The 13,321-nt window shown below is 41.7% G+C and carries 10 protein-coding genes and 1 pseudogene; 6 read left to right on the top strand and 5 right to left on the bottom strand.

The window, feature by feature from the left end; genetic code table 11:
* Nucleotides 1-673: 673 nt before the first annotated feature.
* The 3 genes from V7L29_RS24355 to ligA all read right to left on the bottom strand — a co-directional run bounded on the left by V7L29_RS24355 (nt 674) and on the right by ligA (nt 5,006).
* The gene (locus tag V7L29_RS24355; protein ID WP_334737062.1) at nt 674-1,672 is read right to left on the bottom strand and encodes a sensor domain-containing diguanylate cyclase; all 999 of its coding nucleotides are present in this window, start codon (nt 1,670-1,672) and stop codon (nt 674-676) included.
* A 770-nt stretch (nt 1,673-2,442) separates the two neighbouring features.
* On the bottom strand, nt 2,443-2,673 hold the full coding sequence (locus tag V7L29_RS24350; protein WP_334691268.1) for a DUF6737 family protein: 231 nt from the start codon (nt 2,671-2,673) through the stop codon (nt 2,443-2,445).
* A 296-nt stretch (nt 2,674-2,969) separates the two neighbouring features.
* Nucleotides 2,970-5,006, bottom strand: coding sequence for an NAD-dependent DNA ligase LigA (gene ligA, locus V7L29_RS24345; protein ID WP_334737061.1), 2,037 nt, complete (start codon nt 5,004-5,006; stop codon nt 2,970-2,972).
* A gap of 447 nt (nt 5,007-5,453) precedes the next feature.
* On the opposite strand from ligA, the pseudogene V7L29_RS35610 reads away from it, so the two are divergent.
* The 4 genes and pseudogenes from V7L29_RS35610 to V7L29_RS24330 form a co-directional block, all read left to right on the top strand.
* Nucleotides 5,454-5,501: pseudogene (locus V7L29_RS35610) on the top strand (hypothetical protein); the annotation flags it as partial.
* A 227-nt stretch (nt 5,502-5,728) separates the two neighbouring features.
* Nucleotides 5,729-6,751 (top strand): glycerophosphodiester phosphodiesterase, encoded by a 1,023-nt coding sequence (locus tag V7L29_RS24340; protein ID WP_334737060.1) that lies wholly within the window; start codon nt 5,729-5,731, stop codon nt 6,749-6,751.
* A 35-nt stretch (nt 6,752-6,786) separates the two neighbouring features.
* Entirely contained in the window at nt 6,787-7,971 is a 1,185-nt protein-coding gene (locus tag V7L29_RS24335; RefSeq protein WP_334737059.1) for a DUF3466 family protein, read from the top strand.
* A gap of 154 nt (nt 7,972-8,125) precedes the next feature.
* On the top strand, nt 8,126-8,518 hold the full coding sequence (locus V7L29_RS24330; RefSeq protein ID WP_334737058.1) for a helix-turn-helix domain-containing protein: 393 nt from the start codon (nt 8,126-8,128) through the stop codon (nt 8,516-8,518).
* A 283-nt stretch (nt 8,519-8,801) separates the two neighbouring features.
* Here the strand turns inward: V7L29_RS24330 and V7L29_RS24325 are convergent, their stop codons facing one another.
* Both V7L29_RS24325 and V7L29_RS24320 read right to left on the bottom strand, forming a co-directional pair.
* On the bottom strand, nt 8,802-10,640 hold the full coding sequence (locus tag V7L29_RS24325; RefSeq protein WP_334691265.1) for a peptidoglycan D,D-transpeptidase FtsI family protein: 1,839 nt from the start codon (nt 10,638-10,640) through the stop codon (nt 8,802-8,804).
* 89 nt (nt 10,641-10,729) lie between these two features.
* A complete protein-coding gene (locus tag V7L29_RS24320; RefSeq protein WP_334691264.1) occupies nt 10,730-11,428 on the bottom strand; it encodes a hypothetical protein in 699 nt (232 codons plus the stop codon).
* 506 nt (nt 11,429-11,934) lie between these two features.
* On the opposite strand from V7L29_RS24320, the gene V7L29_RS24315 reads away from it, so the two are divergent.
* On the top strand, nt 11,935-12,153 hold the full coding sequence (locus V7L29_RS24315; RefSeq protein WP_334691263.1) for a hypothetical protein: 219 nt from the start codon (nt 11,935-11,937) through the stop codon (nt 12,151-12,153).
* A gap of 538 nt (nt 12,154-12,691) precedes the next feature.
* Complete coding sequence (locus tag V7L29_RS24310; RefSeq protein ID WP_334691271.1) at nt 12,692-13,024, top strand: hypothetical protein; 333 nt, start codon at nt 12,692-12,694, stop codon at nt 13,022-13,024.
* The last annotated feature ends 297 nt before the right edge of the window (nt 13,025-13,321 follow it).

Below are 13,321 nucleotides of genomic sequence, written 5' to 3'. Positions count from 1 at the left end.
TTAGGCTGATTTCAATCATGCTTCATCACTAGCATTGGCAAGCATTTAGCCTAGACATCGTTGAACAAGAACTGAAAAATCAACCTGGAATGCCGCAAACCAAAATTTAATAATTTGCGTAAGTCGTACTAGTTTGAAAATAAGGAACACTTGACAGGGATATAACAAAGAATCTTTATGCCTTAGTTATGGGCGATTACCTTCGGGTCTTTGGCTTCAAAATAGGAAATATCTAACTAGCCGTATAATCACTAAATATCGGATATTTACTTAGATGTCTATATTTTAATTAAAATCTTTGCATAATCTTCATATTATTTGTCGAACAACGTGGATTAAGTACTAAGATTTATGTATTCTTTATATTTTAATAGCCTCAGATCTGATTCGTAAAGAGAATCTAAAGAAAACTGAACCCGGCTTTGTTCAGGCAGGGAAAACGTATCTTATTTACTAATAAAAACTAAAGACGGGTTCAAAATTACATAAATAACTGTAAAAATTGCTTATAACTATAAGCAATTTAAATCAAATATCTTGCAAACAAATAAATTAAATTATCTCACTCTAAAATTACTATTCATTCCCACCTCTAAGCCGTGGGAAGTATATATTCACCGTGCCCTAAAGCTTTTTCTCAAAAGTAACTTAAATACCTAATCCCTAATCCCCTTTATGCAATAGATTGCCGCTTGAGACGTTTATCAGCGTACATTAATTCGTCAGACCTGGCGATTAGTTGTTTTAGTGACATATTGCTTTCTGGTGAGTAACGCTCTATTCCCATACTCATCGAAAGTTCATAGCTACGGTTTTGCTGTTGATTAAAGTTGGCGATATTTGCTTGCAGATACGCTTGGATGCTATCAGCGTCTTTAAAGTAGCTAGAGATGAAAACAATGAACTCATCTCCACCCAAACGGGCAACAATATCCGAGTTCGGAAAACTTTGCTTGAGTAATTGAGCAGCATCAACAATCAAAGCATCTCCCATGTCGTGACCAAGGGTGTCGTTAATCTGTTTTAGCCCATCTAAATCAATGAAGATCACCCAGCACAAAACTTTCATGCGATGAGCAATTTTTAACTGTTGTTCAGCCATCAGGAAGAAGCCACGTCGGTTATGCAAACCTGTTAATTCATCGGTCATCTCTGCTTGTTTGCGGTTGCGAACTTCCTGAATGAGTTCCATCTGAGCGATCACCTGTCTAGTTAGGCGGCGCAGTGCATCCAACTGCTGGTAACTTAGGCGACGAGGAATAGTATCAATCACACACAATGTTCCGATGGGAAAACCATTAGGTGTAACTAGTGGGGCGCCAGCATAAAAACGAATTTTGGGATTACCTTTGACTAGGGGATTGTTATTAAAGCGCTCGTCCTTGATGGCATTTGGAACCACTAATATATCCTCTGGTTTAAGAATAGCATGGGAGCAAAAAGCCCACTCTCTCGGTGTTTCCCTAGCTTTTAGTCCAACCTCAGATTTAAACCATTGGCGATCGGCATCAACTAAGTTAATTAAAGCAATTGGAGTCTTACAAATGTAGGCAGCAAGAGCAGTTAGGTCATCAAATGCTTGTTCAGGTAGGGTATCCAAAATATTGTAGTCCGCCAATGCTTTGAGCCTTTGTGCTTCATTTTCAGGTAGAGGAACAGCTGGCGTTTTCACAGATGAGTGTCTGAGCCTTAGCCAGGAAAGTCTAGTATGCTGGAAATTTTGCAACAATCGCAGGGTTACCTTTCCAGCATCAAACCTGCGTAACGTAAATAACTCCGCAACAAAAATTAACATTCGGTTGAATATACAGAAATATTTTATTACATGATGTTCTTCATGCCTTTGGTTTATTCTGTTGTTCATGTCACCCTAGCCTTCACTGTGCAAATTCCCTGAGTATGTAGATGCTTACAAGGTCTTGTGCCCAAAGGCAGATCAAAAACTATCAATATAAACTAAAAATTATCAAAACTTATTAAGTTGTCAGAGTTATTCGTTAAAACTTGACATTTTTGATACCGCTAATTTATGTAAATGCACATAAGTCTTAAGGGCTGGCTTCCAACCTTCGGAACTTCTCCTTCCTCTCTGTTCTCTACCAAAGGCTGCGCGTAGCTTGTTTCGATCTAAAAGTACGGTAGCGGCAAGTTAAGAAACATCAATAAATAGACAACCAACCAAACAAAAAAAGGAGAAAACAAAAAACTAAACTAGTAACTTAGGGCAAAAATAAAATGTGCGATCGCCAACACCAGTTCTCTTCGTTAACCTGAAGTTGGAAAACCCATCTTTTCCTGACAAAGACCTTACACGTAGCAAGCTTTAGCAGCAGATGGCAGTAAAAGTCAGTTTTGCAGCATTTTCTTCGTTTTCAAAGATACCAAATTCAATCAGCAAATCTTCTAGATCATCCATCTCAATCGGTGTAAGAACGGCTCAAATTAATCTTTATACGACTCCAAAATACCACTGTCAATAATTAGTTGTGGCCAAAACAACACAAAAAATCCCATCCACGTCACTACAGGGATAGAAACCAGAACTGTTAGCCAGATAGTTTTAAATAGTAACCAGCTACCACCAATCAGTGTTAAACCTGTGAGAACTATAGACCAGGGCTGACACCACCAAGGTTTGTAGTTCCAGGGATTTACGGGCTTTTGTTCAGACATTGCTTTTATTTAGTAAAACTTTGTTTACAGCCTGTTATGGAGCCTAATGATACATCTAAAATTGTTTGAATTTCTTCATACAAGTAGCCATGCTTTCCTCACCTGACGCGCATCTGGCCGAAAATCAATAAATTCTTGCAGTTCTACTACGATACCTTCTATCGCAGCTTGTAAATGCTAGTTTATCATTGTTTTCCATTATACTTATAATTCATCTCCAGATGATCTATTAGTTTTTTTCAACAATCAAATATGATTCTTATAGAACTCCTATATAAGTTATATTTTACCTCTTTTTAATCTTCAACTATCTCCAAAAATTGCGCCTCGCTTAACTGCGTAATTCCCAAAGAGAGCGCTTTTTCTAATTTAGAACCTGCATCTTCTCCTACCAATAAATAATCTGTTTTTTTACTCACTGAATCAGTCACTTTTCCACCAGCTTTTTGAATCAAAGCCTTTGCATCATCTCGCTTTAAGGTTGGCAATGTTCCCGTAATTACAAAAGTTTTACCTGCAAACTTTTGATTCCCATCACCAACTGTTTTTGTTTCCTCTGTAGCAGTTAATTGCAATCCTTCTGCTTGCAAGCGTTCTATCAACGTTTGGTTAGCGTCAATCCGAAACCACTGGTACACAGATTGGGCAATTTCAGCACCGATCCCATAAATTCCTTCAATATCTGATTGCTTTGCTGTAGTTAACTGGTCTACAGTGAAATACTTCTGAGTCAACAATTGGGCATTCACACTGCCAACGTGACGGATGCCTAAACCATACAATACCCTTGACCAAGGTTGATTTTTTGATTGAGCGATCGCATCTATTAATTTCTCTACTGACTTTTTCCCCATCCTTTCTAATGCAGATAATTTCTCTGGTGTCAACTCATATAAATCGGCAACGGAATGCACCAAACCTTTATCAACGAGTTGATACACCAACTTTTCCCCCATGCCTTTAATATCCAAGGCATCACGACTGACCCAATGTTCAATGGAACCTTTGAGAATCGCCGCACAGGAAGCATTGACGCACCGAGTTACCGCCTCACCTAATTCTCGCACCACCGATTGACCGCAGACTGGGCAATGAGTAGGCATAACAAAGGGTTCAGTGTCAGCGGGACGGAGTTCTTTTAACACCCTCAGCACTTCTGGGATGATTTCCCCAGCTTTGCAGACAATCACAGTATCGCCAATGCGGATATCTAATTGAACAATCCGATCGCTGTTATGTAAAGTTGCGCGAGAAACTGTTGTCCCCGCCAGTTGCACAGGGCGCATTTCTGCTAACGGCGTTAATGCCCCCGTTCGTCCCACATTTACAGCAATATTTTCCACACGGGTAGGCGCTTCTTCGGCTGCGTACTTTAAAGCGATCGCCCACCTGGGGAATTTCTGCGTAAACCCTAGCTTTTCTTGAAGTTTAAAAGAATTCAGCTTCACTACTACCCCATCAGTCATGTAGGGTAAATTCAGCCGTTCCGTATCCCAGTATTCATAATATTTTGCCACTTCTGCGATCGAAGCACACAGTTTGTGGTTGGGGTTGACTCGAAAACCCATCTTTTCTAACAACTCCAACGCTTCCCATTGGGTATTGCCAATACTGGTGTCATCTCTACCAGGAATGTGCAAGGTGTAGCCAAAGAAATCTAACCGCCGTTTAGCGACAATGCGGGAGTCTAGTTGCCTGAGTGTACCTGCTGCGGCATTACGGGGATTGGCAAATAATTGCTCGCCTGCTTTTTGCCTTTCTTCATTGATTTGTTTAAATACTTCCAAAGGCAAAAACGCCTCGCCTCGCACTTCCACTCTTTCCAGAATTTCTAAGCCTTCAAAATTCAAACGCAAGGGAATTGAGCGAATTGTCCGCACATTTTGAGTGATATCTTCACCCGTCACCCCATCACCCCTAGTTGCACCCCTAACTAGAATGCCATTCTGGTAGGTAAGAGCTAAAGCAGAACCATCAATTTTGAGTTCAGTGACATATTCTACTGAATTTATTTTCGGTACTTGTCGCTGCCAGCGCTGATCCCACCCTTTCAACTCATCGATATTGAATGCATTCTCCAGACTGTACAAGGGGATATTATGCCGCACCGAGGTAAATTGCGTTGCTGGCCTCTCACCCACGCGCTGAGTCGGACTATCAGGTGTCGTCAATTCTGGATATTGAATTTCCAGTTGTTGCAATTCTCGATATAGCTGGTCATAGACTGCATCCTCCATGATTGGAGTATCTAGGACGTAATAAGCTAAGCTTGCTTGTTGCAATAACTGGCGCAATTCTTCTGTACGCTTTACTTCAGGCTTAATCTGTGTCATTAGATGATTACAAAATATCTACCGAATACAATTTAAAGATAATCAAGCCTGTTGTTTGGATAGCCACGACTAACCCCTGAAATCAAGGCTTTCATGAATTAATCTTTCTTATTATATTCTACCCAAATTGGATGTCTTGGTAGGCGATCGCCACAACAAGGGCAAGGAAGTACAGTATATCTTTCAGCAGCTTTCATTACTAGTGAAGTGATCTTGATTTATCCCATCTCTAAAATATAGACCCGTATCCATAGGATTAGCTGTTTTTCCTTGCCTGCAAAAATTACAGCTTAAAGTTTCTAAGTGGACTCTTTACAAGTTTGATTCTATTTCCAGAAAAATATATGGCATCCATTTCTTAAAATTTGATATTTTTCCAAGTCATAAGTGAATTTTTAGGTGCTTCTGACTAAACTCAAGTGCTGGCCAAAGCAAATCTAAAATAGCCAACTGGTTGGTCAAGGATATCGATTAGTTGATGTCAGTGGCTACTAAGCTAAAATCTTTTAATTTGCATCCTCCAAAAAATAAATCTCTTGTAAGGTGGCCGAAAAGCCCGCCCTAGTTGTGTAAATTAAAGCAAAGGCAGCTTAGTACAACAAGTCAAAATAAAAAACATCTATGCAGTAAGCTTTTTGCCTATTTAAGATGGTAGCTTTATATTTGCCGTTATGTGCTAATATCTTTCTCTTTTATGCCAGTTTTTTAAGGCGGGGAAAATAATGACTAGAATTTTGCAAGATGCATCTCCAATTATCATTGCACACCGAGGCGCTAGCGGCTACCGTCCAGAACATACTTTAGCTGCCTATGAATTAGCGATCGCACTGGGCGCTGATTATATTGAACCTGATTTAGTTTCCAGCAAAGACGGTATTTTAATTGCTCGTCATGAAAATGAGATTTCTAAAACCACCGACGTTGCTAGCCATGCAGAATTTGCTCACCGTCAAACCACCAAAATAATTAATGGCGAATCAAAAACTGGCTGGTTTACTGAAGATTTTACCCTGGCAGAACTGAAAACACTACGAGCTAAAGAGCGAATTCCCCAACTGCGATCGCAAAATACCGCCTATGATGGACTCTTAGAAATTCCCACGCTGCAAGAAATCATCGATTTAGCCAAGGGTAAAAGTGCCGAAATTAATCGGGCGATCGGCATTTACCCAGAAACTAAGCACCCAACTTATTTTAAATCTATTGGGTTAGCCTTAGAAGCACCCCTACTTGCAACTTTGACAGCCAACGGTTATCAGGGAGCTAATGCACCTGTTTTTATTCAGTCTTTTGAAGTAAGTAATTTACAAGACTTGTCTACAAAGACTGATTTGCCTCTGGTGCAATTACTCAATAATACAGGGAAACCTGATGATTTTATAGTGAGTCGCAATGAACGCACCTATGCAGATTTAGCTACTGCATCAGGTTTAAGGGAGATTGCTAAATATGCACAGGCGGTTGGCGTTCATAAAAATTTATTGGTTCCTAGAGACAGCAATGGTAAATTGCGTAGACGCGGAGCGGCTTGTCGCCAGATATCGCCCACATCTTTAGTTACAGATGCTCATGCGGCTGGTTTGCTGGTTCATGTCTGGACTTTCCGCAATGAAGACTGCTTTTTGCCACTAGACTTTCAAGGAAATCCCCAAGGGGAATATGAACTATTTTTCAGCTTAGGTGTTGATGGCATATTTAGCGACTACCCAGATACGGCAGGTTACCACTCTACCGTTGAGTGGTAATTTGGTAGGGTAATAGAAAATTACGGAAAAGTAACATGGTTTTACTTAAGTGGAAATCCTGTATAACAGCAATAACCTTAACCGCAATCAGTCTTACTGCATCCAAGTCGGCATTGGCGGTATCTCTATACTCAGTTACTGACTTAGGCAGTCTTACGGGAGAACCCTACAGTTACGCTACAGACATCAATAACTCAGGTGAGGTAGCGATTAATACTTTGAAGGGTTCTTTTTTTTACAGCAATGGTTCGCTCAAAAAAATTAATCCGTTACCTGGCGATAATCAACTTGGAGTGACTGGTATCAATAACTTGGGGCAAGTAGTTGGTAATTCAATCGGTAACACCGACAGTGATAATAACGCTTTTATTTACAGTGATGGAAAAACCCAAAGTATCGGTGTTAAAGGCATTCCATATGCTATCAATGACTCAGGTGAGGTGGTTGGCGGTACGACTGGTGGCGGCATATTCCCAAAACTTGCCTTTCCCTATGGGGCCGCTTTCAAATACAGTAATGGTAAGACGACTATCATAAACAACAATGATTTACAAGAAAATTATGTTGCCTATAGCATAAATAATCTAAGTCAGGTAGCTGGCATTTTCGGTCCTACCGCTAGCCGAGCCTTTTTATATAACAACGGCATAATCACTAATCTCGGCATCCTTCCTCCTAATGACAACTACAGTTCAGCACAGGACATTAATGACTTAGGACAAGTAGTTGGTAGTTCGGGACTCACTGGAGTAGATGATACTCGTGCTTTTCTTTACAGTTCCAGCACCGGACTCCAAAACCTCGGTAGGTTACATCCTACAGATTTGTTCAGTGCTGCTTTAGGGATCAATAATTTGGGTCAAGTAGTCGGGTATTCTGGCTCTAACAGTAACACTTTTACAGGAGATGCCAATGGTTTGCGGGCTTTTCTTTATAGTGATAACACTCTGTACGACTTAAATGACCTGATTGCTCCTGGTTCAGACGCTGGCTTTACCTTGACAGCAGCATCTGCCATTAATATTAATGGACAAATTGTCGGTCGTGGTGCAGTTAATGGTGAATTACACGCCTTCCTCTTGACGCCAATTTCATCTGTCTCTGTAGCGGAACCAACTTCAGGCGTTCCTATTTTGTCGTTCGGTGCTGTTGTAATTTTATTTGCAGCACTCAAGCGCAAACTTGACTCTAGCAGTGCAGCCATACAACAAAGAAGTTAATCCAATAATTTCAGGTAAATAAAATGATTAGTTAAGAATATAGGCGTTGCTGAATCAAGGGATGATTCTTGTTGGGTGGGCATCTTGCCCGCCCGAAAATACAGCAAATTGCAAGTAAATGAGGTACACTAATCTCAGTGCATCAACTCTTAAAATGAAAGCTTACTCAATCGATTTGCGAGAAAAAATAGTAAGGGCTTACTCTCAAGGTGATACCTCAATCAGAAAAGTAGCCCAGAGATTTGGTGTAGCCAAAAGCTTTGTACAAAAACTACTCTCCATGAAAAAGACTCAAGGTCATGTAGAACCGAGACAACAAGGTGGAGCAATCAAGGGTGAGTTGCATGGATATTCAGCTCAACTAGCTGCAATGGTTGAACAATACCCAGATGCAACATTATTAGAATACTGTGAGTATTGGGCTACAACTCACAATAATTGGCTAAGTAAAAGTACGATGTGTCGTGCATTGCAAAAACAAAAACTAACAGTAAAAAAAAGACGTTACGCAGCAGCCAAGGTAAAACAGAAAGAGTCCAAAATTTGAGAACTGAGTATTAGCAAAAAGTTCAACAAATAGACCCAGAAAACTTAGTTTTCATTGATGAAATGGGTGTTTTATTGGGTTTAACAAGAAACCATGCCCGAAGTGCTCAGGGAAATAGGGTGTATGGTTTTAAAGCCTGTTACGGGGAGCGAAGGTAACAGTAATTGGGGCAGTAAGTATGAAACAAGTTTAGTCTTTGATACTCGCCGACGAGTCTTTGATACTCGTGAATGAGTCTTTAAACTCCACTGCTCTGCCCCCTGCTCCCCGTGCTTCCCACTCTCTACGGCGCTTTTGGCTGTTGCTCGATGGTTTTACTTGGCGGAATCTCTTCAAGAGGAATCAGTGCTTCAATCACCGACTTCACAATTGGCGCGGCGACAGTAGAACCATAGGCACTTTCTCCTTTTGGCTCATCCACCAGTGCGAACACTACATAGCGAGGTGATTCTACTGGCAAAATAGCCACGAAGCTAGTCATTCTAGCACCCTTGATGTAGCCACCATTAGGACTAGCTTTTTGGGCTGTACCAGTTTTACCAGCAATACGATATCCCGGAATTTGTGCCGCCTTCCCACTGCCTTCAGTAACAACAGTTTCCATCATTTCTACAACCTTTTGGGCTGTTGCGGCTGAGAAAATTTGGCGTGGGATGGTGCGAGTGGGTGAATCATGCATCTGCCCTTTGCTATCAATCAGCCCCCGAACTACATGGGGTGTGATCAACTTACCGCCATTGGCTAAAGCACCGTGCATTTGCACTAGCTGTAACGGTGTCATGGAAAAGCCTTGCCCAAAGGAAGTAGTAGCTGGTTCAATTGGCGAAGCCATAAATTCTTCTTGACTTTTGAGTTGACCGCCAACTTCAAAAGGTAAATCTGTATCAACTTTTTGTCCTAGCCCCAAGCGTTCCAACCAGTTGTAGTAAATTGAAGGCTTTAAGCGTTGGATAATTTGCACCATGCCAATGTTGCTGGAATATTGCAAAATCTGAGCGATGCTGATTCGCCCATTAGCATTATTCATGGCATTTTTGATGGTGTAATTAGCTACTCGAATAGAACCGGAGTCATTAAACATATCATCTGGTTTGATGACACCATTTTCTAGAGCGATCGCCACATTCAAAGGCTTAAAAGTCGATCCCGGTTCATAAAGATCCGCCACTGTCCAGTTTTTAAATAGCGAGATATTAGCTTTAGCGTATTCATTAGGGTCATAAGTAGGTTGAGAAACGAGGGCGAGTAAGGAACCATCCAACGCATCCATGACAATTACTGCCCCACGTTTGGCGTCAAACTTTTCCATTTGTTGTTTGAGTGCAACGCGAGCAATTCGTTGCAGACGGCTATCGATAGTGAGTTGCAGTCGCAAATCATCAAAATGCAGAAAACCTTCAGGCGCATGATCAGGCATCAGGGCCCCATTACCCGACCGACTGAGCCGCACCGTTTGCACAGGACGTTCTAGCAACTTCTCTTGAGAGTATTCCACACCTGCTTGACCACGACGGTCAACATTCACATAGCCCACCACATCCGCAACCAAATCATCTGGCGGGTAATATCGGGAGTATTTTTGAATCCACTCCAAGCCATTTAAGCGCAAAGAGATGATGCGATCAATCATTTCTTCCGGTAGGGCTGGGGCAAGTATAATTCCGCTTCTTTTGCTTTGAAAAGTTTTTACCAATTCAGCAGGATCTTTTGCCAATATTGGGGCAAGTCGCTCTGCCATATCTTCATTAGACTTATCAAACAGCTTGGGATGAGCGTATAAAGTATATACAGGACGGTCAATCGCCAAGAGATTACTATTGCGATCTACCACCGGGCGACGGGGCATAAAAGGTCGCAAATTCACCATTTGCTGGTTTCGCGCCTGCTCTGTTAACTTTGTCCCCTTGACAATTTGTAGATTATACAAGTTGACACCCAACCCCAACCCTGATGCCATTAACACGCCCCATACTATAAACAGTCGGGACTTAGTATTGGATGTTTGGTCTTGGATATTAGAGGCTAATTTTCCCAAAAGCCCTCGTTTATAACCCTTTTGTCGCCTTGTGAATGCTGCATTCCGAAACTTTCTGAATTTTGTTGTGCTTGGTGACTTCTGCATTGGGTTCGTCCTTTGTCATTTATCTTTTGTCATTTGCCACAAGTCTGAGTCCTAATGACTAATGACAAATGACTAATGACTTTTAAAGATTAGTATCCCAGTGGCGAGAGTGTTTGCTGTTGCGTTTCAGAATTTGGCGTTGTGTTAGATGATGCTAGCTTAGGACTATCAGATACTGGAGGCAAGAAAATCATCCCTTGAGGAGTCGGCGATACCAGCCCTGCTGTTGGTTGTTCTGCTTCCTCAGCCATTTTATTTGTCAACGTCGCGTTGGTTGTTGTTAGCAGTCGCTCATGACGTTGGAGGTTTTGCAGTCTGCGATATGACTGACTCCAAAGCTCTTGGGAATATACTGTCCAACCATACACAGCAAGTGTCGATGCTACTAACAAAAACGCCAAAACTGTCGAATAACGATGAAAGGTATACAAGCGCAGCAACCACAAAGGTGCCGCTCCAGAATTAGGCATTATGGGAAGGCGAAGAAAATCTACCTCCGGAGTCTTCTGGTTCGCACTCGACTGCTGATTAAGATTTGGCAGTTGTTGTCTACTCAACTCTTTCACCGATTTCGCTATAACTGCCTGATTTGGAGGAGAAACCGCTAAATTTTTCGAGGAACGCTGTTGTCTTTGAGAGGATACTGGTGCGGCTTGGGTAGCTGGTGTAGAAGCGCTCCGTGTTGCTGACTCCATACGCGCAGAGCGTCGCTTCCCTAAAGAAAGGATAGAATCTCGCCGGAACCAATTACCCCTTGTAGAAACAGCAGATTTACGAGCAACTACCATAATTTTTTTTAGATGGAAAATACTGTACTTTAGATTGATTGTCTTGATTGTCTGTTTTTGCTTAGGTTAAAATCGCCTTCTGTGCAACAAGCACACATAACAGACTACACCCTTTTAACAGTTCTAATAGGTAGCTGTACCAATGTTTGCATCCTCTAGATATTGCAATGTTTGCAATCAGCGATTAGCAACTGGATAGCTTACCCTTTAGGTATCGCATCTAAAGTATGGCAACACGGGGCAGCAAGATGCAATACTCCGTGAAAAAAATAAAATTTTTTGCTATGATACTTCGGTTTGCTGGAAAATTTGATAATTTCAGTTTTGGTACTGAGTTAAGAGAAACTAATCAAATAGCTGTATGATACGTAATCCCAAAAAGAATACCCCAAAGGATTGTTTTTTTTGAGTTTGTAATCTTGCAGCATTTAAAAAAAAGCAATAAATACGGTATCGTATTCAACAGGTGAAAAATTGTTCTAGCCACAATTGGTGAAAGAGGAGTTATGAAAACAAAAATCTTTGGTTTTGCTCTAATGTTAAGTCTGGCTGCAATTCTCGGAGCCTGTGAAGGTGGTGGTGGTGGTAGTACGACTACTACTCCTGCTGCAACAGGTGAACCAACTGATGCACCTGCTACTGGGTCTAGCCCTGCTGCTACTACACCACCTACTTCCGCAGCTACTCCCGCAGCTACTCCCACTCCCACTACTACTCCTAAATAAGGCATTCTAAGCTTTAGTTTAAATCATGCCCAAAACAGCTTAGTAACAACGCTGGTCACCAGATAGTTTGAATTAATTAGGTTTACGTAAAAATCTGTATCTTTCTGTTGGTGTATCAGAGCCTAGAGTTTACTCAAATATCAGCTAAGTAGGGCAGTAAGTAGAGGACACTGGTGATGAGGGTTATGTCCTCAACCAAGTGTCCGCCTGGAATTCTCGCCTGACCGAACCTTGTTCCAAGTCTAAAGGAGTTGAGTTGTGTAAATCTAAGTCATCTTATGGGTAAGGTACTTCCCTCGTTTGGTGTTTGAAATGGCTTAGACTCCTGAGTTTTGAGAGAAGAAAACAATTCATCGCGATCGCTGGCAATTGCTCTTGAGCATTCCCTGTGTCTATCCTGTATCAGGAGAGACCTGGTGATGTTCCTTGATATTGCCAGATTTTTATTGGGAAAATTTGTAACTTTGGTAATTGGGCATTAGGCATTGGGCATGGGAAAAACAGATTTTCATCCTGCGTTGTGAACGCAGTTCCAGAGATGGGGAGAGTTAAAGCGAGAAAGGCAATACAATTAATAGGCTTAATTGTGATTAGTACAACCTTGGTTGCCTTAAGTAGCTATTGGGGATCAGTAGTGATAGCATTACCGCCACCAGAGGATACACCAGAAGAAATATTACGCACAAAGATTATCATAGAAGCGCGATCGCCTATTGATGGAAAATTCCTAACAGCTGCCGAATACGCCCAATTGCAAGCGCAGCTGCAAGAAGCCCCGCTCCCAAAACTAGACCCCAAAATTCGGGAACAGATTTTCTTGCTTCGCTTACGTAAAACGTTACTTCAATTTTTCCCATTTTTAAATTTTTGATAAATTAGTCATTAGTGATTCATCCTCTGCTCCATGACGCCACTTGCTTCTCCCTACAGCCCTTCTCTACGAGACGCTCCGCGAACGGGCATCCTACGGCAGGCGCTAGCCTCTCACGAATGGGAGAAGGGGAGCCACTGCGTTGCGTATTTTCCTCCCGTTGTAGCAAGTGGCGTGAGACGCGCAAGGGACGAGCCGCCAAACATTGGTGTCAACTTAAGAAAAAATCTGCTTTGAGAGGACGTTTTGCCCTCATCCCCTAACCCCTTCTCCCAACTTGGGAGAAGGAGAACTAGA

Origin of the sequence: Nostoc sp. (assembly GCF_036916575.1) — a bacterium.
GTDB lineage: Bacteria > Cyanobacteriota > Cyanobacteriia > Cyanobacteriales > Nostocaceae > Nostoc.
This window is presented reverse-complemented; position numbering and strand designations above follow the sequence as displayed.

What these genes read in the sequence shown, in the direction of transcription:
- V7L29_RS24350 (WP_334691268.1), bottom strand. Translation starts at nt 2,673, where the DNA reads ATGTCTGAACAAAAGCCCGTAAATCCCTGGAACTACAAACCTTGGTGG.
- ligA (WP_334737061.1), bottom strand. Translation starts at nt 5,006, where the DNA reads ATGACACAGATTAAGCCTGAAGTAAAGCGTACAGAAGAATTGCGCCAG.
- V7L29_RS24340 (WP_334737060.1), top strand. Translation starts at nt 5,729, where the DNA reads ATGACTAGAATTTTGCAAGATGCATCTCCAATTATCATTGCACACCGA.
- V7L29_RS24335 (WP_334737059.1), top strand. Translation starts at nt 6,787, where the DNA reads ATGGTTTTACTTAAGTGGAAATCCTGTATAACAGCAATAACCTTAACC.
- V7L29_RS24330 (WP_334737058.1), top strand. Translation starts at nt 8,126, where the DNA reads ATGAAAGCTTACTCAATCGATTTGCGAGAAAAAATAGTAAGGGCTTAC.
- V7L29_RS24325 (WP_334691265.1), bottom strand. Translation starts at nt 10,640, where the DNA reads ATGCAGAAGTCACCAAGCACAACAAAATTCAGAAAGTTTCGGAATGCA.
- V7L29_RS24320 (WP_334691264.1), bottom strand. Translation starts at nt 11,428, where the DNA reads ATGGTAGTTGCTCGTAAATCTGCTGTTTCTACAAGGGGTAATTGGTTC.
- V7L29_RS24315 (WP_334691263.1), top strand. Translation starts at nt 11,935, where the DNA reads ATGAAAACAAAAATCTTTGGTTTTGCTCTAATGTTAAGTCTGGCTGCA.
- V7L29_RS24310 (WP_334691271.1), top strand. Translation starts at nt 12,692, where the DNA reads ATGGGGAGAGTTAAAGCGAGAAAGGCAATACAATTAATAGGCTTAATT.